At 49.5% G+C, this 25,494-nt stretch carries 18 protein-coding genes and 1 other annotated feature; of the genes, 4 read left to right on the forward strand and 14 right to left on the reverse strand.

Translation table 11 applies throughout. From position 1 onward, the window contains the following. Positions 1–3: 3 nt before the first annotated feature. Positions 4–252: a binding site (T-box leader), on the reverse strand. A 121-nt stretch (positions 253–373) separates the two neighbouring features. Continuing rightward, positions 374–2,005 carry a hypothetical protein gene (locus DXC51_RS18245; RefSeq protein WP_021636763.1) on the reverse strand — a complete coding sequence of 544 codons (1,632 nt, stop codon included), beginning with the start codon at positions 2,003–2,005 and terminating at the stop codon, positions 374–376. Continuing rightward, the gene (locus DXC51_RS30305; RefSeq protein ID WP_268890977.1) at positions 2,002–2,124 is read right to left on the reverse strand and encodes a hypothetical protein; all 123 of its coding nucleotides are present in this window, start codon (positions 2,122–2,124) and stop codon (positions 2,002–2,004) included. Before DXC51_RS30305 ends, DXC51_RS18245 begins: the two co-directional genes overlap by 4 nt. A gap of 227 nt (positions 2,125–2,351) precedes the next feature. On the opposite strand from DXC51_RS30305, the gene DXC51_RS18255 reads away from it, so the two are divergent. After that, positions 2,352–3,275: a glycosyltransferase family 2 protein gene (locus DXC51_RS18255; RefSeq protein ID WP_243003226.1), complete on the forward strand. Its 924-nt coding sequence runs from the start codon at positions 2,352–2,354 to the stop codon at positions 3,273–3,275. Between the two features lie 30 nt (positions 3,276–3,305). Here the strand turns inward: DXC51_RS18255 and DXC51_RS18260 are convergent, their stop codons facing one another. From DXC51_RS18260 to DXC51_RS18280, 4 genes are all read right to left on the reverse strand, one after another. Beyond that, positions 3,306–6,563: a glycoside hydrolase family 2 protein gene (locus DXC51_RS18260; RefSeq protein ID WP_117545113.1), complete on the reverse strand. Its 3,258-nt coding sequence runs from the start codon at positions 6,561–6,563 to the stop codon at positions 3,306–3,308. Positions 6,564–6,567: 4 nt separating this feature from the next. Further along, the gene (locus DXC51_RS18265) at positions 6,568–8,574 is read right to left on the reverse strand and encodes a beta-galactosidase (RefSeq protein WP_117545114.1); all 2,007 of its coding nucleotides are present in this window, start codon (positions 8,572–8,574) and stop codon (positions 6,568–6,570) included. Positions 8,575–9,035: 461 nt separating this feature from the next. Next, complete coding sequence (gene rhaD / locus DXC51_RS18275; RefSeq protein ID WP_025490135.1) at positions 9,036–9,869, reverse strand: rhamnulose-1-phosphate aldolase; 834 nt, start codon at positions 9,867–9,869, stop codon at positions 9,036–9,038. 357 nt (positions 9,870–10,226) lie between these two features. After that, the gene (locus DXC51_RS18280) at positions 10,227–12,317 is read right to left on the reverse strand and encodes an elongation factor G (protein WP_021636773.1); all 2,091 of its coding nucleotides are present in this window, start codon (positions 12,315–12,317) and stop codon (positions 10,227–10,229) included. Between the two features lie 476 nt (positions 12,318–12,793). Between DXC51_RS18280 and aroF the strand changes: the two genes are divergently transcribed. Further along, entirely contained in the window at positions 12,794–13,810 is a 1,017-nt protein-coding gene (gene aroF, locus DXC51_RS18285) for a 3-deoxy-7-phosphoheptulonate synthase (RefSeq protein WP_021636775.1), read from the forward strand. 130 nt (positions 13,811–13,940) lie between these two features. Then, positions 13,941–15,065, forward strand: coding sequence for a prephenate dehydrogenase (locus tag DXC51_RS18290; RefSeq protein ID WP_102288723.1), 1,125 nt, complete (start codon positions 13,941–13,943; stop codon positions 15,063–15,065). Positions 15,066–15,220: 155 nt separating this feature from the next. Here DXC51_RS18290 and DXC51_RS18295 read toward each other — a convergent pair whose 3' ends face one another. The 8 genes from DXC51_RS18295 to DXC51_RS30770 all read right to left on the reverse strand — a co-directional run bounded on the left by DXC51_RS18295 (position 15,221) and on the right by DXC51_RS30770 (position 24,870). Then, the gene (locus DXC51_RS18295; protein ID WP_025490137.1) at positions 15,221–17,569 is read right to left on the reverse strand and encodes a type I phosphomannose isomerase catalytic subunit; all 2,349 of its coding nucleotides are present in this window, start codon (positions 17,567–17,569) and stop codon (positions 15,221–15,223) included. Positions 17,570–17,772: 203 nt separating this feature from the next. Beyond that, complete coding sequence (locus DXC51_RS18300; RefSeq protein ID WP_021636779.1) at positions 17,773–18,039, reverse strand: helix-turn-helix domain-containing protein; 267 nt, start codon at positions 18,037–18,039, stop codon at positions 17,773–17,775. A 601-nt stretch (positions 18,040–18,640) separates the two neighbouring features. Further along, positions 18,641–19,342: a hypothetical protein gene (locus DXC51_RS18305; RefSeq protein ID WP_025490139.1), complete on the reverse strand. Its 702-nt coding sequence runs from the start codon at positions 19,340–19,342 to the stop codon at positions 18,641–18,643. A gap of 80 nt (positions 19,343–19,422) precedes the next feature. Then, entirely contained in the window at positions 19,423–20,580 is a 1,158-nt protein-coding gene (locus DXC51_RS18310) for an LCP family protein (RefSeq protein WP_180998226.1), read from the reverse strand. Between the two features lie 23 nt (positions 20,581–20,603). Next, positions 20,604–21,314 (reverse strand): class B sortase, encoded by a 711-nt coding sequence (locus DXC51_RS18315; protein WP_102288721.1) that lies wholly within the window; start codon positions 21,312–21,314, stop codon positions 20,604–20,606. 39 nt (positions 21,315–21,353) lie between these two features. Continuing rightward, complete coding sequence (locus tag DXC51_RS18320) at positions 21,354–22,466, reverse strand: LCP family protein (protein WP_102288720.1); 1,113 nt, start codon at positions 22,464–22,466, stop codon at positions 21,354–21,356. Between the two features lie 109 nt (positions 22,467–22,575). Continuing rightward, positions 22,576–24,030, reverse strand: coding sequence for a sugar transferase (locus DXC51_RS18325; RefSeq protein WP_102288719.1), 1,455 nt, complete (start codon positions 24,028–24,030; stop codon positions 22,576–22,578). Positions 24,031–24,495: 465 nt separating this feature from the next. Next, positions 24,496–24,870 (reverse strand): VanZ family protein, encoded by a 375-nt coding sequence (locus tag DXC51_RS30770; protein ID WP_408608867.1) that lies wholly within the window; start codon positions 24,868–24,870, stop codon positions 24,496–24,498. Here DXC51_RS30770 and DXC51_RS30080 point away from each other — a divergent pair. Further along, the gene (locus DXC51_RS30080) at positions 24,836–24,973 is read left to right on the forward strand and encodes a hypothetical protein (RefSeq protein WP_243003227.1); all 138 of its coding nucleotides are present in this window, start codon (positions 24,836–24,838) and stop codon (positions 24,971–24,973) included. The genes DXC51_RS30770 and DXC51_RS30080 overlap by 35 nt on opposite strands. The last annotated feature ends 521 nt before the right edge of the window (positions 24,974–25,494 follow it).

Here is a 25,494-nt window from a genome sequence, read left to right on the forward strand (position 1 = left end):
CTGGTTAGAGACGAAAGGGCTTGTTTCCGTGGTACCACTCTAATTCGTACCGTCTGCTTTGACTGCAAACCGGTACGCACTTATTGTTCTGTAACGGGAATTCCCGCTCCGGACTACTTTCCTGCTCCTGCATGAACAGGCTTCCCCCGGAGGACTCCAAGGCGAGTTGGGGACTTCTCCTTACCGCCTCACACCATCCGGCGGCTCTCTGAAAAGGCCAGGTTCCTTATTACTCCTCTTCCATGTCTCTTGCTCTTTTTACTTCTGCCGGTGAAAATCTTCTGAAATTTCCCGGAAACTAGGGATTATTCTATCCTTTTTCCCGGGAAATGTCAATAGCTTTGTCACTCTTATCCGGCGCCTGGCAGTCAATTTACTCCAGGGTCTTAACCGGATTCAGGCCGCCTTCGTCTTTATACTGGAATTTGATAGAGTCTCCGGGATTATAGCGGACGATTCCAATCAGGCTGTCATCCGACAGATCCACATCAAAAATATTCTCATTTCCCTTGATGCAGATGTAATAATGGGTGGTTCCTTCCAGAACTACGGGGGAAATGGATTCAATTATGCCGGAAACATCCACATATGCTTCAGTATTCTGGCTTACGATGCCGTTGGTGCTCAGCAGTTCGTTGTAACTCTTCTCACAGGCCTGTATAGTATCTCCGATGGCCACCCACTGGTACTTCTGCACGTTTACCATGGCGTATTTTTTCACCAGGCCTGCGGCATCCTTCAGAGCCATGAAATAAGTGGGTTCATCCGCAATGTTCAAAAGCAGGGGGAAGGTGGCCCGGTAGCCCAGGTTCTGTACCTGCCCTTCCGCGGAGGACATGGCGGACATTTCCGTGGCGCCCTCCACCCTGTAAAATCTGGTTTCCATGGTTCTCTGATTTATGAGCACAAAGCCTACATTAGACTGGTCACCGTTTACGGAGGTAATGCCCGTATATACCCAGACATCGTCATCCAGCGCAATATAGTTGTAGCCATTGGTGGTCACTAGGCAGTCCTTCTGTCCCAGCACGCTGTTGAAGAAGCCATGCTGGTACATGCCATGATAATCATACAGCTGCATCAGAAGCTCTGCGGAATACACCTTATCAATCCACTGTGGAACATCCTCTACGTCATAATCCGTGCATTCGCCGGTTACCGCATTGCAGAGCACTACTCTTCCCACGGTCTCGCCGCCAAACAGCCCGATATTGAATTTCTTCACGGGGCATACCCAGTATGGCACGCCGTTATCATCGATTTCAAAGAAAATCTGATCACCGAAAATATAGGTCGGGAACTGGAAGCGAAGATGCCTGTAAAGATTGCGGTTAAAATATTCGGATTTGGAATATTTAATTCCCTCGTCCAGCATCACACATTCCGTATCCTGAGTGGTCATATCAATACGCATATAAGCCGGGATTCCGTTCTTCTGGTTGGTCAGCCACTTAATAGGGCTGGCATATACCAGCGGCGTCACACGTACCGGAACGCCGTTTACGTTAATCTGGGTATAGTCATCAGCCACCTCAAACTGGGACACCATCTCCACCAGGCTGCCCATTTTCCTGTCTCCCAGAAGCGCCGCCGAATCCTTATCCAAAAGGGGGATCGTGCGGTAATCCACTTCCTTGATATCATCCGTAAAATTCCGGGTTTCCAACGTTAAAAGCTGCTGGTACTTCTTCGCATTGACGATAGGGGAAGACAGAATGCTTCCGATTACGTAAGCAGCCAGCAGTAAAAGCAGCAGGATTCCCAAAAATTTTAAAGGCTTATGCTCCTTCAGGCTGAAACGCAGGGCCACGCCTCCCGTTCCCGCCATATCCTTTCCCGCCTTGCGGATCGTATAAACCACCATCACAGCCACAATCGCCGCCATGATGAAAAACCAGAACCCGCTGGAATGAATATTGATGGCCGGCAGTGTCACATAATAATAAATGAACGCTACAGCAGCCGCCAACACTCCTAAAATCGTGTATAAAACGCCTTTCTTCATATAATAAAAGCTCCTCCCTGCCGGCAGCCAAAGGGCCGGCAATTACTTTCCACCAGTTCCTGCCAGGAACTGGTGCGGTTCCTGTAAACCAGTTCATTGTACCACAATCTTCCTCCCATAGCAATGCTTCCGCACCCGGCCAGCCCACACCGGGATGCCGCGCTGTTGCATACATCTTTTCTTCTTGTTTCCTTCCCCTCCCTCATGCTAAAATAGATACAGCATTAATTCAGGCCATATAACTGTCCGTTCAGCGCAACAGTTACGAAGCCATACCGCATCAGCAAAGCGGGACGTGAACAAAACTGCGGCTTTAACAGCAAAATAAAACTAAGAAAGGCAGAGCATGGAATTGGAAAATCCTCTGATTACCATTATTATTCCCATATATAACCGGGAGCAAACCCTGGAACGCTGTCTGTGCAGCGTGCTCAGGCAGACCTATACCCATCTGGAAATTATCGCTGTGGACGACGGCAGCACCGATCACAGTCGCGTCATCCTTGACAAATACCAGAAAAAGGATTCCCGCCTGCGCGTTGTACGCAAAGAAAATTCCGGTGTGTCGGAAAGCCGGAACCTGGGGCTGCAGCTGGCCCGCGGGGAATACATACAGTTTGTGGATGCGGACGACTGGATTACACGGGACGCTACTGAAATCCTGCTGAAGGCCATGCAGACCGGTTCGGAAATGGTAATCACCGATTATTACCGCGTCATTGGCAGAAAAATCTGGATCAAGGGCCATATCCCAGAGTCCAGCCTGATGAGCAGGGCGGAGTTTGCCAGATATATGATGAAATCCCCCGCCAATTTCTATTATGGCGTCACCTGGAATAAATTTTACCGCATGGATATCATACGGGACAACGCATTGTTCTTTTCCCGTGAGCTGGACTGGTGCGAGGATTTCAAATTCAATCTGGAATACCTGAAATACGTTTCCAATATCCGCGTGGAGACCAGGCCCATTTATTACTATGTAAAAACAAAGGGCAGTCTGGTGGACAGCAAAATCGACCTGCGGGAAACCATCCGCACTAAACGTATCCTGTTCGGCTATTACAAGGAGCTTTACCAGGCTCTGGATATGTACGAGGAAAATAAGCTGAAAATTCAGAGCTTCTACCTGGAATTCGCACGGGATAAAATCAAATCCCCCGTACTGCCGGAGCCGCCGCTTATATCAAAAGGAGAAAAAATCCCCAAAAAGAAAGCCTCCCCGCCCAGACTTCATTCCGGTAAAAAAACAAAGTCAGATACCCCGTAATATTCTGCGGGATATCCGACTTTTTTTGACCTATTCCTCATTGCCCAGCTTCGTATAAACCTTCCGGGAGTATCCGGTGGAAACGGTGACCGGCTCTTTCGTATAGCATCCCCAGGAAAGCTCGGGATAATTAAACTCGCTGTCTATAATCAACCGTGTATCCCCATAATCATTTTCCCCGAAAACAAGGAAATGATCGATAAAGACATAGGCTCCCATGGAGCCCGGCGCCCGTTCTCCCTTCACAACAATTTTCAGGGTATGCTCTCCCATCGCAAGTCCTTCCGCCGCATAAACGAGACGTCCGGCATCCTTCTCATAGCCCCGCGCAATTCCCGGTGTCAGCAGACGCACGCCCAGGGAAATGGAATCATCCATCAATTCCCCGTCCACATAGACTTCAGCCATGCCTCCCAGGATATCATAGCTGGAAATCCAGGCAATGCCTGTTCCTGTAAAATGGCAGATACAGGCATCCCCTTCGGTGTTGGACCACATTTCCGTTCCTTCCCTGCTCAGATTTCCTGTTTTCTGGCAAAGCCAGCTGCCCTGATAGGATACCAGGCCATCTGTTTTTCCAATGACTGCCTCCGGATTGTGGGTCAGCTGTGCGCGTACACAATCCGTTCCGTCCGACAGCACTGTAAATGCCTGACCGCCGTTTTGCGCGCTCATGGCCGCCCTGATGACATGCGCCTTCATGCTGCAAAAATCTCTCGTCCCCCTGCGCCCTGTATCATATTTTCCAAACAGTACCGTATCCTTTTCATCCAGCTGCCAATCCCATTCCGGCGCCACGCCGGTCCGGCATACGCCGTAAGGATTATGCTTTAAAGCGCTGCCCTGCAGACGGCCGATATGCCAGTCAGGATACGTATTCCACAGGCCCCTGCGGCTCCAGGAGAGCAGATCCATCTCCCGGGGCACCATAAAGCAGATCCCCACCTCCTCATAACCGCCGGAATCCGTATCATCCCCCACCCGCATGGCCAGCTTCCGCGGGCTGGGATAAGGCATCTCCAGGATTTCGTATGTTGTTTCCATCAGCCCTTCATTATCGATGGCAATCCGGAAACGTACACTCACCTTTCCATAGCTGCCGGAAATGCTGACTGCCGCACAGCTCTCCGCGGTTTCCGATTCCAGCTTTTCCAGCTTCCAGGGCGCAAGCGCCAGGCCGGTCAGCTGCAGGAAGGGGCCTCCTGTAACCACAGGTACATCATTTACATAGCCTGCAGAAATCAGTCCCGTTTTCCCTGAAAAATACAACCGGAACCGTCTGCCCTCCACCAGCAGTCCGCCGCAGGCTTCCCGAAGGGACGGCGCGCCTCCGGAAAATGCGGGCAGGGTCAAAGCAGGGGCCGCCAGCTGCCAGCACCCATCATCCACCAGATTGCCGAAGGGATCTGTAAATTCCAGAGTCAGCTGCTCTCCTGCAAGAAAGGGCGCCGGGATCAACAGGCTTCCTTTTCCCCCCGGAGGCAGATCCGGCCCCTGCATCCTGCCTGAGCTATCTCCCAGACGCCAGGCAATCCCCACCTCCTGCAGGTTAGTATGATTGAACCGGTTCTCGATGCCAAGAGAAACAAAGTCCCCCTCTGCCGCCGGCTCCCCCGTAATATGGATAGGAGAATAAGCCTTACGCACATGCCAGAACTCCGGTTTTTTCCGCCGCCAGCCGTCCAGGATCCCCCAGGGGGCTCCCCAGTGGTTACGGCGGCCGGAAGCAAGCCACACCTCATCCAGGCCGGCCCAGATGGCGCAGCCCAGCGCTCCCTGCGTATTCCAGATTTTATCCCAGAAACGGCTTATAGTCTCTCCCCAGAAATCCCGCACCCCCGGATCTCTCCTTTGATCCGTTCTGTCATAACAGGGAATATGCGTGGATTCGTCATGCAGCACCGGCCAGGGAAGCGGCTCATGGCAGCTGCGGTTAAAGCTGTCCACCAAAGCATCGGATGCCTGATCCCAGGCCGCATAATGCATGCTCCAGATATCCGCCCGATCATCCTCCTCATGCTGGGTGATTGGATAGCTGAAGATAGTGAGACGGGAGGGATCCTCCTGATGGGCATATGCATTCTGCATGGCGATATTGGTTCCCCAGAAGCTCTCATTGGCCAGGGACCACAAAATAACACAGGGATGTGATCTGTCCCGTTCGATCAGCTCTGCAAACTGGTCCATAAATCGGGAGGTAAATTCCGGATCATTTTCCCTGCAGTCAATTTCCTGCCCCAGAAAGGCAACAGCGGTTTCATCCTCCACATAAATCCCGTATTCATCGCACAGCTCCAGGAAGTCCGGCCGCGGCGGATAATGGCTGGTGCGTATAAAATTGATATTGGCCTCCCGGAAAAGCCGCACATCCGCTTCCACCAGTTCATGGGTTATGGCCCTGCCGGTTACGGGATGGATATCGTGCCGGTTAATCCCCCGCAGCTTCAGGGGAGCGCCGTTGAGGAACACCTGGTTTCCCACCCTTTTTATCTCACGGAAGCCGATACGGCGGGAAGCTTTTTCCGTGCAGAGGCCATCCTCCCACACGCTGGCCGTCAGCGTATACAAATAGGGATGTTCACTGTCCCATTTCAGCGGCCTTGCTGCCCGGTAAGTTTCCGTATGCTCCTGCCCGGCCTGCAGCTCCTGCTTTTCCAGAAGGATTTCTTCACCGGAAGGAGAACATAAGGAGAGCGAAATGCATCCCCCGCCGCCCTGCAGCTGCGTATAAACCGTAAGCCCGGCATCCGTATAAGTATCGTCGAAGGAAACATCCGCATGCAGCCGGGACAGATACGTCCGGGGCAGCGCAAACAGCGTCACATCCCGGATGATACCCCCGAAATGGAACGGACAGATTCCGCCCGGATCATCCGTCACCCCCAAAACCAGCCAGTGCCGCCCTCCGCATGCGGCTTCCTCCGTTATCTCACAATCCCAGCTTACAAAACCGCCGTAGTGCTCTCCCGCAGGCCTGCCGTCAACAAAAACGCGCGTCCTGCAGTTCACCCCGTCAAAACGCAGGAAAATCCGGTGTCCCTTCCACGCCTCCGGGATCTCCAGCTCAAAGGCATACGCATATTCCCGTTCGGAAGGAGTCCGCTGCATGGGCACCTGTGTATCCTCCCATACGGTCCCGGACGCTTCCCTGTTCCAGAATTCTTCTCCTGGCTCACTGCACAGCTTCCAGCCAGTTCCGTTTAAGCATATCTGCGGCTCACTGATTTCCCCGGTCTGCAGCGGCATCGGCACTATCTGCGGCCTTCGCCAAATACGTTCTTCTCTCATAAGCTTAATACCCTATCATGGGGATGGGCTGCGGTTTTCTGCCACAGGGCTGTTTTTCCCCGTTTTTTACCTGGTACAGCACCTTTGAGGTTTCATATACAGCATCCATCAGCTCCGGATAGGGCTGCATACATACATCCACCATGCCAATCTGATAATTTTCCCCGTCATACCTGCCAAGGCAGAATTGATCGTTATACTGGAACCAGTGTGCGGCCACGCCGTAAGGATGCGCCGCCACCTTTTCCACAAAATACCGCCACATCACGCCGCGCTCCTCCTGATTTGCCACGCCCTTCAGGCCGGTGGCCGTCAGCCCCCGATCCAGAGCGCCGCAATGATACTCACCCAGAAGGATGGGAAGATCCACGCCCGCATTTTTCACAAAATCCATGTCCCTTGTGGGGTCGAAGTCATAGCAGTTGATGGAAAACACATCAAAATACTCCCACCCCTTCATCATATCCGCGTTATAGGCCTTGGACCAGCGAAGCCCCAGATTCAGATGGTTGGGATCCACTTTCCGGCAGGCCACGGACGGTACACGGATATACTCCGTAATCAGCTTCCCGGAAAATTCCCGGATATCCTTCCGCGAACCCGGATAACGGGCGGAGCAGTCCGCAACAGGCCCCTCCAGCGCGGCAAAGCTGCCAAAATCCGTTTTCCAGGCCTGATTGAGCGCCTCTATCGTCACATATCTTTCCTTTAAAAATGCAATCAGCCCCTTCCGGCAGAAGGTCTGGGCCGGATTACGCAGCACCTCGTCCGCAATTGCCAGATTTTCCACAAAATTAAATTCCGGTTCATTTCTCAGGAAATATCCAATCAGCCAGGGGTCGTGCTTCCATTCCTCCAGCTTCTCTGCATAGATGCGGGATTTTTCCTCATATTCCGGAGACAGCACATCCGGGAAATCCCTGAAGATCAGCGTATCCGTAACCGGGAAATCAGGAAGCTCCCGCACATAGGCCATTTTGCTTCTGCCGTTATTCACTGCGATCCCCGGAAAATTCCCCTGGGAATTAATACCGTTATTCATCAGGATATGGCAGGAAATCTCTTCCCATTTTTCCTTCCAGTCATCCCCATAGATTTTTTTCAGATTCATGCCGGAGAAATTGGCCATCCTGTAATGATCCACCGGCATATAAGCAGTCCTCCTCCTGCTGCCTTCCTCAAAAAATTCCGCATACTGCGCATCCTCCTCCGGAAGCCATTCGCAGCAGTTTTCAAAGCTGTCAATCCTTCCCCACTCACCTGCCCGCGTTCCGCAGGGGCCAAGAGAAAAATAATCGCAGCCCTCCGGATCGGTAAGATGCCATCTGCCGTCCGGTGTTTTGCAGGTAGAGAAAAAGCCGGTTCCCTCTTTCAGCTTCCTCGTCTTATCACCGCCCCACACATTCCATTCGGGGAACGGATACTCAGCCTTTCCTTCCAGCGCCTGATACTTTTCCTTCAGTTCCTCCCTGGAATGGATTTTTCCCGGCCATTCCTTCCCCAGCCACTGGCCGAATTCATCCACCAGCTTTTTTGAAGGCACCGGGAATTCCTCCGGCATGGTATCCGACATGGTAAAGTTCTCAAAACGCACCTTTACATCATGGAACATTTCATCCATGCCCAGTTCAAAACGTTCCACCTCTTCCCGCTGCGTGCGCTGCCCATGCACCACCAGCTTCAGCGTGCCCGGCGTGCGGTTCGTAAATATTGTCCTGTTATCCAGCAAATCCAGATCCAGGCAGATTCTCGTTTTGAACTGCGGCAGGATTCCGAAGCGCATAAAAAGGTTCTCCTTCTCCTGCCCCGGAAGAAAGCAGCGGAACATCATTGCCGTGGAATGCTCCTCCAGCACCTCCACATCTCCTGTGAGATAACGTTCCTCCGTCCCCTTTATCTGAGGGAGGGAAATGCCTCCCCCGCCGGCTCCCAACAGTACGGTACAGCTGTCACCGTCTGTACTCAGTATTTCAGCATCCCTGGCCTCTGCCTGTCTCCAGTCTATCTTCATCCCATCTCTCCTGTCCGCCCGTATATACAGGCTTATATTTTTGCAGCCGAAGAACCGGGCAGACCTTACGGGCCCGTCCCCTTTCCTGCATTTTGCAACTGTCCGCTACTCACAGTTCCTCTATTTCTATCATATAAAAATCAGTCTGAAATGCAATGTGAGATTCCTTGTTTTTTTATACAATTCCGTTTTTATGAAAAGAATACAGACTTTTTTTATTTCCATTTTTATATAAAAGCGATGTTTTTCACATTCTGCCATCTGCTGCCGTCCACTTTCCGTTGATAACCCCGGAATCATCGGATGCGCTACCAAAATGGGGCAGGGATTTCCCATATAAAAAAACCGCCTGTACGGCATGCCTCTTTTCTGCCGTCCCACGGCAGGAAAAGGCTGCGCCTACAGGCAGTTTCCCAAATAATCACAGCATATTCAGCTTCTTGGTAACCGTCCGGTTACAGTTACTCTTCTTTTTCATAAAGGAATCTTTCCGGAAGCTGTAAATGGAAGGCCCCGGCCAGATCCCGGAAATTGTCAGGCGTAATCGTCTGAAGCTTGTCAGGCTTCATGGACAATACCTTGATCAAAATCTCAGCGGATTTTTCTATGGTATGCATCAGGCCGAAGGTCAGGTCAAAGTTTTCTCCGGAGCAGAACATGCCATGGTGTGCCCAGATAACCGCATCGTACTTCTCCATCAGCTTTCCTGTCTCCAGCGCGATTTCCCTTCCTCCCGGAACCATCCAGCCGATTACGCCTACGCCGTCAGGAAACACCACCGGACATTCCGTAGCCATTTCCCACAGCTCCCTGGTGAAGATTTCATCCTTCAGCGGAAGGACAAAGGTGAGGGCGATGACATTGGTGGTATGGGCATGGTAAATAACCCGGTGTTTACCGTTGCTCACCCGCTTCTTCACCTCATGGTTCATCAGATGGGTGGGCAGTTCGCTGGTAGGGCCGCCGCCCTCCACCAGGCCCCAGCGGATGCGGTAATTTTCACCCTTTTCATCAATCTCTATAATGGTAATGCAGGCCTCCGGATCTACAATGATGTTACGGAAATATTTTCCGGTGCCCGTCACCAGGAAAAATTCTCCTGCCAAATCCGGTACGCTCACGCCGATTGGCGTCCATTCGCCGCGGTCGCTCAGCCTGCTGCGGATGGTCTCCACCTCTTCCGGCCGAATCCGGTAAGAAAGATTGCCGCCGTTTCGTTCATGCCAGCCTTCATGATAACCATCGTCCGCCATCTTAATAAAATCCTTTACAAATTTAGAATCCAAAACCTTCATGGGAATCTCCTTTCCTGTCATATACAAGACTGCTTCCCGCCGTACCATGGTTTGACGGCCGCGGGCATCATATGTTCATTTCTTTGCAGCTGTTAAATACATTCGCAGTTACGTTTCTTTTTACCTTCCTATCATATACCCAAATCATTCATAAATCAACATTATATTTGTGGTTTTTATTGTTTTTATTTGTTTTGCATTAAACTTCGGAATCAATCAGTCATATTTGTATAGATTTACTAAAAAAGGACGCCGAAGCTGTCCCCCAACAGCTTCGGCGTCCTTACCCCAATATTATAATCCTTTTCGTAACTGTTCTTCCTTCACAGTTACTGCTTTTCTTCTCTAAAAAAGACTTTATTCATCGCTTCCTTCCGCAACCTTAGCGGCTCTCGCTGCTACTTCCTTCTCCTGAATATCGGAAGGCGCCTGCTCGTAACGGGCAAATGCGAAGGAGTAATCTCCCCTGCCGCCTGTCATAGAGCGAAGATCCGTACAATAGCCGTACAGCTCCGTCATAGGCACATCCGCCTCAACGATCTGCTTTCCGCCTGCAATAGGAGTCATTCCCAGGACACGGCCGCGGCGCTTGTTCAAATCACCCATAACATCACCGGTATACTGATCCGGCACGGTAACCTTCAAAGAAGCAATCGGCTCAAGAAGAATCGGTCCCGCATCCATGAAGCCTTTCTTGAAGGCCTGGATTGTGGCCATCTTAAATGCCATTTCGGAAGAGTCCACAGGATGGTAGGAGCCATCGTACAGAATAGCCTTCACGCCTACCACCGGATAAGCGGCCAGCGGGCCCTTCTGGACGGATTCCTGAAGTCCCTTTTCCACTGCGGGATAATAGTTCTTCGGCACAGCGCCGCCTACTACCTCCTGGGCAAATTCATACTGCTTTTCCAGATCTCCCAGCGGCTCAAATTTCATCTTAACATGGCCGTACTGTCCATGTCCGCCGGTCTGCTTTTTATATTTATATTCCACATCCGATTTCTTGCGGATAGTCTCACGGAACGCAACCTTGGGCTGGCTCAGTTCGATTTCCACCTTATATTCATTCAGGAGCCTGCTCACCACAACATCCAGATGCTGATCGCCCATGCCGTAAAGCAGTGACTGGTGGTTCTCAGAATCATTCACTACCTTCAGTGTCAGATCCTCATGGGTCATCTTGGTCAGAGACTGTGAAATCTTGTCAATATCGGCTTTGTTCTTAGCCTTATATCTCTTGGAGGTATAAGGGACGGAGATTTCCGCCTTGCCGAATTCAATGGGAGTAGCCTTGGTGGAAAGAGTATTTCCCGTTCTCGCTCCCGTCAGCTTGGCCAGAGCGCCGATATCCCCGGCATGAAGCTCACTCACCTCAATGGGCTTGCTTCCCTGCAGCACGTAAAGCTTGCCGATTCTTTCTTCTATATCCTTATCGTAATTGAGCATCGTATCATCCGTCTTAAGGACACCGGAGCAAACCTTAATCAGAGAATATTTCCCGATAAAAGGATCTACGATGGTCTTGAAAATAAATGCGCTCTTTGCCTTTGCAAAATCATAATTCGCCTGGTAAATATCCTTTGTCTTCATATTAATGCCTGCGATTTCACGTCCCTCCGGACTGGGCAGGTATTTTACGATATCATCCAGCAGCGTATAGATGCCCTGTCCCAGGATGTTGGAGCCCATGGACATGGGAACGATGCTTCCGTCATTGATATTGGTACGCAGCGCCGCTCTGATCTCCGCTTCGGAGAAGGTATCGCCGCCAAAATATCTTTCCATGAATTCTTCACTGGTCTCCGCAACCGCTTCCATCAGCGTATCACGGCAAATCTGAAGATTCGGCTTATTGTATTCAGGAATGTCACATTCCACAACCTCCTTGCCCTGCCATCTGTAGCCGGTCTCGGAAATAACGTTGATGTATCCCACAAATTTCTCATTTTCACGGATGGGAAGATGGAACGGTGCAATCTTCTTTCCGTAAAGATTGGTCATATCCTCCACGATCTGACGGTAGGAAGCGTTATCGATATCCATATCCGTTACGAACACCATACGGGGCAGCTTGTATCTGTCACACAGCTCCCATGCCTTCTGGGTTCCCACTTCCACGCCGGCCTTACCGGAAATAACGATGATAGCCGCATCCGCAGCGCTGACTGCTTCTTCCACTTCACCGACAAAATCAAAGAAACCGGGGGTATCCAATATATTAATCTTCACACCCTCCCATTCAATCGGGACAACGGACGTGCTGATTGAAAATTTTCTCTTCTGCTCTTCCTTGCCAAAATCGCTGACCGTATTTCCATCGGCCACCTTTCCCATCCTGGATGTGATTCCGGACAAATACGCCATTGCTTCTACTAAACTAGTCTTGCCTGATCCGCCATGTCCCAGAAGAACAACGTTACGAATCTTGTCTGTTGTGTAAATGTTCATACTGAATTCCTCCGTATTATGCGATTTCCGGGTTTTCTGTCAAAGTCCCCAATCCACTTAAATTCTCTTCCAGAACCCCATGGGTATATTTTACTAAATGTCAGAAAATTTTACAAGCAATTTTCAACATTTTATACAAGTTATTTTTTGGACATTCCGCTCTTTCATCTCCAGCCTCTCACAAGGGCCTGCGAAAGCCCGTAAAATCAGGGAAAAGCCACTTATACCATGCTGCCGCCTCAGCCGAATGCATAAACCGCTGCGCTTTTTTTAAATAAAAATCATCCGTTTTTATTTAAAAAGTATCCGTTTCTCCGGCCGGTTCCTGTTTAACAAGAATCTGTTTCCTCAACCGGTTGACTTTCGCGCGTTAAAGTGCTATATTAATAGCTGCATGCATTATTACTGACTAAAAAACATTTGCAGCTGTTAGATACCTTCGCATCTGCATTTTATCAAAGAAAGGAAGCCGTCCCATGATTATTGTAATGAAACCCCAGGCCGCCGAGTCCAGTATCACGGCAATCAAGGAATATATTGAGGGAAGCGGGCTGAACGCCCATCTTTCCCAGGGCACAGAGGTAACCATCATCGGCGTTGTCGGCGACAAAAGCCGTCTGTCCACCGAAAACCTCATCAGCTTCAAGGATGTGGACCGAATCGTCCCCGTAACGGAAACCTACAAGCTGGCCAATAAAAAATTCCATCCCGAACCGTCCGTCGTCCAGGTCGGCCCCACGGTAATCGGCCCTGACAACCTGACCATCATGGCAGGTCCCTGCGCCGTGGAAACCCAGGAGCAGCTCATGTCCATCGCCCATGCGGTGAAGGCCGCCGGCGCCACCATACTCCGCGGCGGCGCCTACAAGCCCAGGACCTCCCCCTACTCCTTCCAGGGCCTGGAGGAAGAAGGCCTGCGCTACATGCAGGAAGCCAAAAAGGAAACCGGGCTGGCAACCATATGCGAGGTGGTGAGCAATGAAGCCATTGAAGCCGCAGTAAAGTACGTGGACATGATTCAAATCGGCGCCCGAAACATGCAGAACTTCATCCTTTTAAAGGAAGCGGGCCGTTCCGGTCTTCCCGTCCTTCTGAAAAGAGGCCTGAGCGCCACCATCGACGAATGGCTCAACGCCGCAGAATATATTATTGCGGAGGGCAACCCCAATGTAGTATTATGTGAAAGAGGCATCCGTACCTTTGAGACCACTACCAGGAACACACTGGATCTCAGCGCGGTTCCCGTACTGAAGGAAAAGACCCACCTTCCTGTCATCGTAGATCCCTCCCACGCCACCGGCGTATACAAATATGTTTCACCTCTCGCCAAGGCTGCCGTGGCCTGCGGCGCGGACGGGCTGATGATCGAGGTACATAATGATCCCGCCCATGCGCTCTCCGACGGCCCTCAGTCACTGACCTTTGAAAAATTTGCCCGGCTCACAGAAGAGCTCACACCTTACGCAAGGCTGGCTGGCCGGACTTTCCGGTAACAAAGCTTTCCTTTCGTGTGACGGCTCTTCTGCGGGCCCGCGCATCAGAAGCCAAATACCCTGCGCGGACGGGTAAAGGAGGAAACTCTCCCTGCCCGCTGTCTGTGCGGAAATGAAGGAGTAAACATCCATGGAACAAATGACTTTTGCCTTTTTGGGGCTTGGTCTGATCGGCGGCTCCATCGCCAAAGCAATCCGCGCCGCTTATCCCGGCTGCTTTATCCGCGCCTGCGACACCGATCCTGCAACGCTGAAGCTGGCCCTTGCAGAGGGCACTGCAGACGAAATCACAGATCATATCGGAGAAGACAACGGCGCTGCATTTACCAGCTGCGACTTTTTATTTTTATGCGCCCCCGTCTCCCAGAATGACAGTAATCTGCTGCTCATCCGTTCTTTTCTTCTGAATGCGGAAGAGAACGGCTGTATCCTCACCGATGTGGGAAGCGTAAAAACCACGATCCACGAGCACATCGAACAGCTGGGCCTGACCTCCTGCTTCATCGGCGGGCATCCCATGGCTGGCAGCGAGCGGATTGGCTACCAGAACTCCAAAGCTTCTCTTCTTGAAAATGCCTATTATATCCTGACCCCCACCCGGGATGTCCCCCGCAGGCAGCTGGAACGCTATGCCGCGCTGGTAAAGGCCATGGGCGCCATTCCTCTGATTCTGGACTACAGGCAGCACGATTATGTGACGGCGGCCATCAGCCATCTGCCACATGTAATCGCCTCCTCCCTGGTAAATCTGGTAAAGTCGAGCGACAATGAGGACGGCATCATGAAGCTGGTTGCGGCAGGAGGCTTTAAGGATATCACCCGCATCGCTTCCTCCTCCACCGTCATGTGGCAGCAGATCTGCCTCACCAACGGAGAAAATATCTCCCGGCTGCTGGAACGCTATATCAGCTCCCTGGAAAAGGTAAAGGATGAAATTGACAGGCACGACGCCGGCCATCTGTATGACTTCTTTGACTGCGCCCGGAATTACCGGGATTCCTTCATAGACGCCTCCAGCGGGCCGATTAAGAAGGTTTATACGGTAAATGTGGAAATTCCCGACGAAGCCGGTTCCCTGGCGTCTGTGGCCACGCTGCTGGCCCTCAACAACATCAGCATCAAAAATATAGGGATTGTACATAACAGAGAATCGGAGGACGGTGTCCTGAGGATTGAGTTTTATGAAGAAGCTGCTATTGAAAAGGCGGCGAAGCTGCTGAACAGCAGGGGATATACGGTTTTTTTGAAAAAATAACATGAAAGGCTGCGCCGAATCCAGGGAAAGGGATTCGGCGCAGTCTTTGATTACAGATAGGTCGACCGGTTACGGTTTCCGGCTGGTCAGTTTCCAACCGATGTATTTCCGGCCAGTATCATTTCCGGCACATGCAGGTTCGCCGGAACAGCTTTTTAAATATGAGTGATAATCAGCTCTCCGTCACCTTCCAGCAGGAATTTTCTTTCCCCGGCGGGAATAAAGACACTGTCGCCGGCCTTCATCGCCAGCTCCGCGCCGTTTCCGCCTTCCCCGCATCGCAGGGACGCCTCTCCCTGCACACATAACACGGAATAGAAGGAGTTTCCGTCCCCTTCCAGCTGATAGGTTCCATGGAGCCTGCAGCTGATGCATTCAAAATACTTGCAACGGCTTAAAATATGGCACACATATGCAGGTGTTTCTATCGTCTCGCTGTCAAAACGCTGTACCTCATACCGGTTATAATCCATTACCGCCAGAGCCTTGTCCAGATGAAGCTCCCGGTAATTTCCATACTTGTCCTTACGTTTATAATCATACAGACGGTATGTGCAGTTGGAGCTTTGCTGGATTTCGCAGATCAGGCTTCCCCTGCCGATGGCATGCACCGTTCCCGCCGGGATAAAGAATGCCTCCCCCTGTCTGATGGGCACGCGGTTTAGCAGGGAAAGAATGGTATCGTCCCGGACGGCCTGCTCCACCTCCTCCCGGGTCACATCCCGCCGGAAGCCGCAGTAAATGCAGGAATCCGGCTCACACTGCAGGATATACCACATCTCATTTTTACCGTATTCATTTTCCTTTTCCAGCGCATAGGCATCATCAGGATGCACCTGCACGGACAGGTTCTCCCTGGCGTCAATGAGCTTGACCAGAAGCGGAAACCTCTCCAGAGGCTGGCATTTCCAGCCCCAGCCCTCTTTGCCGATGCGATCCAGGTATTCTGAGAAAAGAAGGCCCTTATGCCTTCCTGAGGCCACAATGCTCTGCCCCTCCTTATGCGCCGACAGCTCCCAGCTTTCAGCGATAATCTCATAATCACATTTTTTGCCATAGATATCCCGCAGCCTGGTGCCGCCCCAGAGGTAATCCTTGAAGGCAGGCAGCAGACGCACAAAGGGCTCCGTCTGATACCCCAGCTCCGCCTCCGTCAGGTCCCGGGAACGGATGGAAATCAAATCCCGCTCCTCTACCATGGTACCGGTGGAAATCTCCATGAAAACCAACGGCTCATTCCCGATATTTGAAATCTGGTGCGTGGTATTCCGCGGGACCTCAATGCTGTCATTGGCCCCATATTCCCCTTCCACGCCCTCCAGGATAATCCGCGCCCGGCCGCATACAAGGATCCAGTGCTCCGTCCGGTGGGCATGCTGATGGGCGTATATGGTCTTTCCTTCGGTAACCACTACCTTACGGACTACATACATGGGATTTACGTTCAGAAGCTCATATGTCCCCCAGGGCTTGTATATCACCCGCCCCTGGTCAAAATAATGCTGCTCCTCCGGATTCTCCCGCATGATATCCTTCAGCTTTTCAGATTCCCCGGTCCGGCCCACATAAACGGCATCCTCCGTATTGATAATGGTGATATCCTCCAGGTTATTGGCCACCACAATCTGACGGGCGCTCTGATTGAGCACCGTGGTATTCCTGCTTTCGTATACGATCTGATTGCTCTCATCCCTCTGGATACCGGTAAGGGACAAATCCTCCAGGCTGCCGATATCCTGCCACTGGAAGGAGCTGTGAATCACCTTCCCTTTCCCGGTCTTTTCAAAGACGCTTTTTTCGATGGGAACGGCCTGTATCCCCTCCAGCACCCCGGCGGGATAAAAGGTATGGCGCCCCTTCACCTTCCGCATATAAAAAGCCGCCTCACAGGAATTATACAGCCACGGGTAGAATTTCCTGATTTCCTGAATCAGCGTTCCCACGCGGAATAAAAACATGCCGCTGTTGATCAGATAATCCCCTGCCTGAAAATAAGAGGCCGCTGTCTGCGCATCCGGCTTTTCAATGAAGGACACCACATCCTCACCCTGACAGCGGATATATCCGAAACGGGTCTCCGGCTTACGGATATCCATCCCGAAGGTAATAAGCCACCCTTCCTTTGCCAGCTCCGCAGCCTTCGTCACATCATCCTTGTAGGTAGGGCCGTCGATGAGATGATCGCTTGCCACCACAAACATCAGCTCGGAAAAAGGGAACTGCAGACAGGAGAGCACAATGGCCGCCGTCGTCTTGCGCCCCACCTCCTCCAGCACCAGCCGGTAGGTGATGCCCTGGAAGGCCTTCATCTGGTTTTCCACGATAAACTGGTATTCTTTATTGGTCACTATGATAAATTCATCACAGAAGGGAATATTCCTGGCAATCGTTTCCTGAAAAATGGAATGATCCTTCTGGATACTGATAAACTGCTTGGGATAATTTTTCCTGGACAGCGGCCACAGCCGGTCTCCCCTGCCGCCCGCCAGCACAAGACATTTCATATGCATCTGCTCCTGCTTTTCTGATTGTTGTATGACGCTGCCTGTAGAAAGCGTCATATCTAATACTATATCCGATCATCCGTTTTTTCTCAAGAAAAAAGAATGATGCACAGAAAAAAGAACGGCGCGCGCCGTTCTTTTTTACTGCATCAAAGCCGCTTTGCACAGCGAGCCAGCTTTCATGCACCCTCTTCAGTTTTGTCTTACCCGTTTTTCCTGGTGGTCCCCAGCTTGCGGCTTCTGTCGGCTCCGGGGAAATCCTTTTCCCTTGTCCTGCCCAAGAGATAATCAGCTGATACATTATAGTAGTCACAAAGCAGAGGAATGAAACGCACCGGCATGGCATTCTGCCCGCGCTCATACCTGGAATAGACTCTTTGGTCTATGTTCAGATACTCCGCCACCTCCCTTTGTTTTACATCGTTGTCTTCTCTTAAGCCACGCATAATAACTACATAATCCATCATCATTAGCACCTTGCTCCCAAAATTTACCAAACTTCGATTTTTTTCAGTTTAGCATATTCCTCAGGCAAGAATTGCTTTTTCCACTGAACTGTAGTAGTATTTTACCGAACTTTTTAATTTATTACTACAGACGATAGATTCTGATTTGATGAAGAAGAAAATGATGTGCCATATATGGCACATCTGCCAATCAGCATGTACCTGTTCCGTTATTGTGCACAAAAAAAATGATTATCCATTTTGATTTATACCTTTATGCACATAATTTTTTCAAAGAAAATCTATGCTATATTATAGAAAAGGCATTGGTATTATCGCATATTTTCTAATAATTCCAATCCAATAAAACGCTATTCTGTATCTTTTGCCAATTCATTCCACTGCTGCGTCTCTGTGTCAAACTATTACTATTTCGTTCATTTTAAGTGCAAACCTAATTGTACAACAGTTACGGAGTATCATTAAAAGTATCATTGGAAAACATCAGGCGCCAAATCCACCCCTGAAAAGGAAAAACGCCTGGACCCGATGTTCAGGTATCCAGACGTTTTTGAAACCACACAAATTGATTTATTGATTGGAAATAATATTCAGCCCGGAACTATCAGGTTCTGGGTGAAGTTGTAGCCGGAACATCTTCAAGAGAAGCGCCCTTTGCTACTACGAAGGTTACATTTACAGCACCGCCGAATGCAGGAAGTGCGATTGCAACCGTACCGTTCTTAATAACTACAGGTACAGCTACCCATGTACCGTCAGCTCTCTGATATAATGCCTGAATGGTTTCCCCTTCAGCCAGTGCAGTGCCGCCAAGGATTTCTGTCAGCGCAAATGCTGCGGAAACAGATCCGTTCTGAGCAACTGCTTCACCAGAAGCTGTTGTCAGGCCAATTGTAATGTTGTTAACAACATTCAGATTGCCCTTTGTGTCTGTCAGAGACAGAGCACTCTTGCCGGTAAAGTTAACTACCTGCATTTTGCTGGAAGCCAGTGCGGCAACCAGAGATGCTGCTGCTGCCTGAGCCTGCTCTGCTGTAGAAGGTGCTACCACCATTGCTACTGCAGCAGGATCTACAACCTGTCCGCTAGCGGTCTTGAAGGTTGTACCAGGAAGAACTGCTGACTTTTCACTGTTAACAGTTGTAGCCTGTACTGCAACATTGTTGCCTGCTGTGCCGACAGTAGGGTTAACTACTACCTGCGCAACGGGCTCTTTCTGGATGGACGGGCTGGGAGCCGCCATCGCGGTCATGCTCATAGAGCATGCGAGAATTACTGAAAGAACAATTGCCACTTTCTTTTTCATGTCAATCATCCCCCTTTCTTAGTTTTTGTGTGTGGCTTCTATATATCAACGTCCGGCTGCCCGGACGCTAATACCATTATTTAACTGCCTGACGCAGTACCGGGTGGAGTCACCTCATCGTAAAAAATCTTTAAAATCAATTCATACAGGGCGGTGTCATCCTGGTAAAATTCTTCAAACACTTCACCCATTTCCACATGCCCTTCCATTGTATAAATGTCATTTTCATCAAAACTGTATGATAAAGCCTGTCCGGCCAGATATACCGCCTCATCGGCAGAAATATCCGTTACCATGTATGGCAAAACCTGCGTATATAGCTTCAGCGGAAGCGTCATATCCTGCTTCACCGCCGCCTTGGCCTGATTCACAAAGCCCTGCAGATAAGTCTTCTGGCGGATCAGACGTTCATCCGCGCTCTGGGCTACCCTGGTGTCTCTGTATTTTATGTAGACATAGGCTTCCTCTCCCTGCAGATGGATTCTGTCCCCTGCCGACCAGTTATAGCCATAGCCCTTCCCGTTGATTTTCATTCCCACGCCTGCCAGGGATTCCGGAATGGTAACCTCCACGCCTCCCACGGCATCATTGATAGTGCTTATTACGCTCATATTCAGTGCGCAGTAGCCGTGAATCGGCAGTCCGTAAAACAGGTTGGACACAGCCTCCACCGTATTCTCACAGCTCTCCTCCAGCCCCTCGCCGTAAGCATGGGCAAGCGCAATCTGCGCCACCTCTTTTCCCGCATATAAGCCATTGGGATCGAAGGTTTTTATTTCAGTCATGGTATCACGGTTGATACCGATGATATTAATTTTCTTATCGCCGGGATCCAGCACCGCCAGGAACAGCGCGTCTGCCTGCCCGCCTCTGTATAAATCCTTGGAGGCCTTTACTTCCCCCGTTTTATCAATTCCCATGCACAAAAAGGTCAGGACATCGCTTTTATAGGCATATGTTTTCCCGTTATAGCGGATACTTCCTGCCTCCAGCGCCTCATCCGCATCATTGCCCGACACATCCGACGCAGACGCAGCCTGCTGCATCTGTTCAGGAACCGCTTCCTGCTTCTCGGCAAACGCGCTTTTCCCATGGCTGTCCATCCAAAAATAGGCAATGAGTACAATCAGGGCCAGCATGAGCAGAATGCCTGCAGCTATCAGTACGCCAATACCGAATTTTGCGGCACCGGACATTTTCTTTTTTCTTCTTTTTCTCTTTTTTTTCTTCTGTTCCATTCCTGCCATCTGCCTTTCCAGGCCTATTCCGTTACCAGCACAGCCTGCACAAGGTAACGCTTGTCATCCTGCCCCGTCACTCCGGTGGATAAGGTTATAATCTTGTTTTCAGCTGTCACTTCCACCGAATCATCGATAAAGGCATCCATCGCCCGAATCGCAAATACATCCTCCAGGTAATTGGAGAAAACAAGCTGATCCCAGAAATCATAGGTGGCAATCAAATGCCGGTCATCATAGGTATACGCGGCAAAGATTTTATAGGTCAAAGTTTTTCCCGCCGTGTAAATCTTTATCTCACGATGGGTATCAAAAAAATCCCTGTCCTGGAACTGATGGAGCTTGCCGAACATTTCATCCCTGTTGCGGCCATAAATAACCGTGTTGGGATCGGCAAAATCCGTATTATTGTAATACTCCGTATAGATGCTTCCGTTGTCATCCTCTTCCCCGTAAATATTATGGGTCAGATAAAAAGTTTCATCCTCCGCAGACTGCAGTATGGGGAAGCTGATATCCGTGCCGGTGATTTCCAGCCAGGCATAAGCCTCCGGATTGATTTGCTGCAGGGCAGCTATATCGGTTTTATCGCCGGCGCTTTTAAAATCTTCCAAGGCAGTCTCAGCCGGCACCGTGCTTTCTTCAGGCTGGGCGGCAGTGCTGCCGCAGCCGGCAAGTACGGCTGAAAGCAAAATCAGAGTCGTTAGCAACAGGCAGTTCTTTTTTCGTATCATTTTATCTTTACCTTTGTCATATAATGTATTGTGGGGATATTATTGTGGTACTTCATTGTAAAAAAGGTCAATTACCAGCTGATAAAGTGCATTATCATCCACATAAAAGGCTTCGTTTCCTTCTTCGGTTTTGGATTCTCCCGCCAGATTGTGCACCTCACCGCTGAACTTATAAGCAGCGGCTGTTGAAACAAGATAGGTTACCTCGTCCGCTTTGATATCCGTCACCATGTAAGGGCTGAGCTTCTTAAACAGTGTAAGAGGCATGGCAACATCCGCCTTAAACGCAGACTTGGCCTGGCCTACAAACGACTGGATATATTGTGTCTGACGTTCCAGCCTGTCGCTGCTTCCGTGGGAAGCATTCATATCTTTATATTTCACATACCAGAATGCGGACTGTCCTTCCAGCTTCAGCGTCTCTCCCTGCTTCAACAGGGGATCCACCTCCGTCAAATCCTGCAGACACTGCACCTCTACCCCTCCGATAGTATCATTAATCGTAGGGATGGCATCCATACTGATGGCCACATAGCCATGTATAGGCAGCTGGTAAAACAGCTTAGAAACTGCTTTTTCCATCAGCTGTGCGCTCTTGGCCTTGCCATCGCCATAGGTATACTGCAGGGCGATCTGTGTTTTAATCGTATTCGCATAAGCGCCGGGCTGGGAATATACATCCACATCTGCAATCGTATCCCGGTTAACCGCAATCAAATCCACTTTTTTCGTATGCGGATTCATCACTACCAGATAAATGGCATCCGCCTGGCTGTTGCTGATACCGCTGCCCGTCTGCGGTGAAGTACTCTTCTTATCAATACCCATGACCAGGAAGGTCATGATATCGTCATTATACTCATATACCTTACCGTTGTAGCCGACCCAGCCGTCCTGCCACTGCTCCACCTTATCCATTACGTTCAAATCCGTGGACAGCGACGGCGACGGGCTTGTTGCCTTACTCATAATACTGTTCTTTCCCATGGCCCTGACTACGATAAAACCGGTGCAGCATACCACCAGAATCATGCAGATTACAGTCACCACAGCCATAATACGGGCTTTTTTCTTTCTGCGCCGTCTTTTCTCCGCTTTTTCCGGATTCAGAATCTCTTCTTTCTCCAGATCCGCTTTACTCATTTTTTCCATAGAATTATCCTCATTCGTTATTTTGGTTTTCCTGTCTCCTTATAGCTTATCGGCATTTTTAAACAGAACTTAATATCCGTTCAAAACAGGAGTTCAGGGCACAAAAAAATCATCTAGCTCCGCTTTCGGAAAAAACGGCCAGAACGGTTTTAATCAGGATTTTAATATCAAGGCCGACAGACCAGTTATCAATATACTCAACGTCAAGCCTTACGATTTCTTCAAAGTCCGTTATATCGCTTCTGCCGCTTACCTGCCACATACCGGTCAGGCCGGGACGGAAGCTGAGTCTCTTCTTATGATAAGACTGATAATGCTCAAATTCATCCAGCGTCGGCGGTCTTGTCCCAACAAGACTCATATCGCCTTTTAAAATGTTAATAAACTGTGGGAACTCATCCAGGCTGGTTTTCCGCAGGAATTTTCCTACCTTCGTAATACGGGGATCATCCTCCATCTTGAACATCAGGCCGTCCATTTCATTCTGGGCCATGAGTTCCTTCTTCCGCTCCTCCGCATCAATGTACATAGAACGGAACTTGTACATCTTAAAGATACGACCGTTGCGTCCCACCCTCTTCTGCGCAAAGAATATCGGGCCGGGAGAATCCAGCTTAATTAACGGAGCGACAAAAATAGTCAGGATAATAAGAACTATCGTTCCCACCAGCGCTCCTGCAATATCGATAAGGCGCTTCAGCATGAGCTGTCCGAAAGGCGCCACCTTATTGGCATAGGTTACGGTATGGAACTGGCCGAACTGGGAAAGGATACGCTGCGGCGCCTCGTCCAGCTCCAGAACGGGAATCTGCAGATGGATGGTAAGTCCCATGGCTGCAAGATTTTCCATATCGTCTTTCCGTTCTTCCTGGGTTTTCCTGTCGGCGCAGATGATTACTTCATCCAGGGATGCGGTCAGGCAGTAGTCCACAAGCTCACTGCTGGAAGCAACTACTGGAATGCCGCCTACTTCTTTTCTGTCAGGGGTTCCTTTACTTTTTCTGCTGCTGTTTTCTTTCTTTCCGCTGTCAAGGAGTATGATGCCTTTAATGGCATAACTGTAGTCCTTGCTGTTTTTCATTTCGGAAACGAGCAGGTCTGCTTCGTCGCTGGTAGCTACCAGCAGAAGCTGTCTGGCATTGCCGGCCATACGGTAGAATACCGGCAGGTACTTCTTATACAGCTGATGGACGATGAACATCAGCACCACATCTATCAGAACGAAGTAAAATAATACCTTTCTGGAATACTCGTCGATAACACGGGTGAAATACAGGGCAAAGGTAGCTCCGGCCAGGGTGACCAGGTTGAGCTTTACAATTTCAACCAGTTCCTGGAACGGCCCGCGCAGAAGCATCTGCTTGTACCAGTTCTTAAACAGGTTGATTATCAGAAAGACCACCAAAAAAATGGCAATCAGAACCTTCATATCCATCGGGTTGTTTAGACCTTTGAAGAACTTCTGATGCCGGATGTAATTGGCAATGCCCAAGCTAAGTACAAGGACAAGGCAGTCTATTGATATTATTATGAGATTTTGTAGGTTGGACTTTTTCTGGTACATATTCCTCCAGGGGGCAGGCGACGCGTTTGGGGCCGGGTTAGAAACCGTGTTAAGGTTGGGAACCTTTTGTGTGTTTGTGTAATGCGATTTGTGCTGCAGTTAAAGTATGGTTAAATCCGACATAATGAAGATTAATGAAAATTGTGTGTTGGATATAATCAGTGCTTGATTTAAGTATGCGCTGTGACCTGCTTTTGTATTTGATTTTTATTTCCCTGTGATGGGAAATTTTTTCTTGTTCTAAAAAATAATAAAGGAATTTTATGCTGCATTTTCTGTGGCGTTTTTGTTAATTGTGTAATTCATACTTTCTGATGATATTATACCATATCCGCTCTGCGAATATGAGTCTCCAGTGGAACCTGGTACCTGGTTTTCTGTGATAGAAACTAAAATCAGTATACACAGAAATAATATCGGATGCATTAATAATATTTCGCACATCCTTAGGCAGTTTTATTTATATTACTTTTCCGGCGGCCGGCTTGCTATGCGGCGCAAATGGTATAGCAGAAAGGTTATGCAGATACAGCCTAGTATGCCGAAAAGAAAGCTTTCAAGGCATTCCGGGAAGGAATAGTGCCTTCCGGGGATAAATATTTTCATTTTTTCTGTGAAATACGATATCATAAACAACATAAGAACGGTTCCAAAGAACCGGTTCCTGGCGGCAGCTTTGCGGAAGGTAAGGTGGATTGACCAGCTTCCGGTAAGGCCGAGCAAAAAAAATAACAGAGCACGTCCTATCTGCCTGATGTAATAGGTGATTGTCAGGATTGCTTCCTCGGAAGGAAGGGTTGTCATTGTGTTGGTTACCTGGGATACCAGGGGCTTCTCCAGAGCCTTTGTGGCAGTGCCGGTTTGGAAGGACAATGTTAATGTAACCAGCAGGATTATTGTAAAAATGGCCCACATTGTGGGTGGCAGCCATCTTGGGGTATGACTTGGGACTTGGGGTTGGTTCATATTGTCTTCCTTATTATATATAGGTACATTTCGTAATGCTCAAATATGGAAATTACGAAAATATGTAAAATTTCTGATTATTAGTATATGATGTTATGTTCTATTATGTCAATAGATTTTACGGCAAATCAAATGGTGGTTTGACTGGTTTTTATTGGTAAATGTTACAAGGGTTGTTACTTAGTTTTTTAAAACTGGTATTTTTTATACGTTTATTGCTCTATCTTGGATACTATAGCATAGTTGGGAGAAAAATTCTAGGGGGGAGATTAAAATTGTTGGGGAAATGTAAGGAATGGTAATGTTATAGTCACCATCTTTTTTCCGAAAAATACCGACTGGCCTGTCCACAGGTTGACGAGTGTAATAACAATATCAGAACAGGAAGTCGAATATCTTTCTTTAAATCAGCTCAGGGGCAGCAAACTGTATCAGGAATTACAATTCGGGTGTGTCAAATAAACTGTGTATCACGTGCAGATTATTCGACACACCTCT

The organism is Eisenbergiella massiliensis (assembly GCF_003435485.1).

What these genes read in the sequence shown, in the direction of transcription:
- DXC51_RS18245 (WP_021636763.1), bottom strand. Translation starts at nt 2,005, where the DNA reads ATGAAGAAAGGCGTTTTATACACGATTTTAGGAGTGTTGGCGGCTGCT.
- DXC51_RS30305 (WP_268890977.1), bottom strand. Translation starts at nt 2,124, where the DNA reads ATGGGAGGAAGATTGTGGTACAATGAACTGGTTTACAGGAACCGCACC.
- DXC51_RS18255 (WP_243003226.1), top strand. Translation starts at nt 2,352, where the DNA reads ATGGAATTGGAAAATCCTCTGATTACCATTATTATTCCCATATATAAC.
- DXC51_RS18260 (WP_117545113.1), bottom strand. Translation starts at nt 6,563, where the DNA reads ATGAGAGAAGAACGTATTTGGCGAAGGCCGCAGATAGTGCCGATGCCG.
- DXC51_RS18265 (WP_117545114.1), bottom strand. Translation starts at nt 8,574, where the DNA reads ATGAAGATAGACTGGAGACAGGCAGAGGCCAGGGATGCTGAAATACTG.
- rhaD (WP_025490135.1), bottom strand. Translation starts at nt 9,869, where the DNA reads ATGAAGGTTTTGGATTCTAAATTTGTAAAGGATTTTATTAAGATGGCG.
- DXC51_RS18280 (WP_021636773.1), bottom strand. Translation starts at nt 12,317, where the DNA reads ATGAACATTTACACAACAGACAAGATTCGTAACGTTGTTCTTCTGGGA.
- aroF (WP_021636775.1), top strand. Translation starts at nt 12,794, where the DNA reads ATGATTATTGTAATGAAACCCCAGGCCGCCGAGTCCAGTATCACGGCA.
- DXC51_RS18290 (WP_102288723.1), top strand. Translation starts at nt 13,941, where the DNA reads ATGGAACAAATGACTTTTGCCTTTTTGGGGCTTGGTCTGATCGGCGGC.
- DXC51_RS18295 (WP_025490137.1), bottom strand. Translation starts at nt 17,569, where the DNA reads ATGAAATGTCTTGTGCTGGCGGGCGGCAGGGGAGACCGGCTGTGGCCG.
- DXC51_RS18300 (WP_021636779.1), bottom strand. Translation starts at nt 18,039, where the DNA reads ATGATGATGGATTATGTAGTTATTATGCGTGGCTTAAGAGAAGACAAC.
- DXC51_RS18305 (WP_025490139.1), bottom strand. Translation starts at nt 19,342, where the DNA reads ATGAAAAAGAAAGTGGCAATTGTTCTTTCAGTAATTCTCGCATGCTCT.
- DXC51_RS18310 (WP_180998226.1), bottom strand. Translation starts at nt 20,580, where the DNA reads ATGGAACAGAAGAAAAAAAAGAGAAAAAGAAGAAAAAAGAAAATGTCC.
- DXC51_RS18315 (WP_102288721.1), bottom strand. Translation starts at nt 21,314, where the DNA reads ATGATACGAAAAAAGAACTGCCTGTTGCTAACGACTCTGATTTTGCTT.
- DXC51_RS18320 (WP_102288720.1), bottom strand. Translation starts at nt 22,466, where the DNA reads ATGGAAAAAATGAGTAAAGCGGATCTGGAGAAAGAAGAGATTCTGAAT.
- DXC51_RS18325 (WP_102288719.1), bottom strand. Translation starts at nt 24,030, where the DNA reads ATGTACCAGAAAAAGTCCAACCTACAAAATCTCATAATAATATCAATA.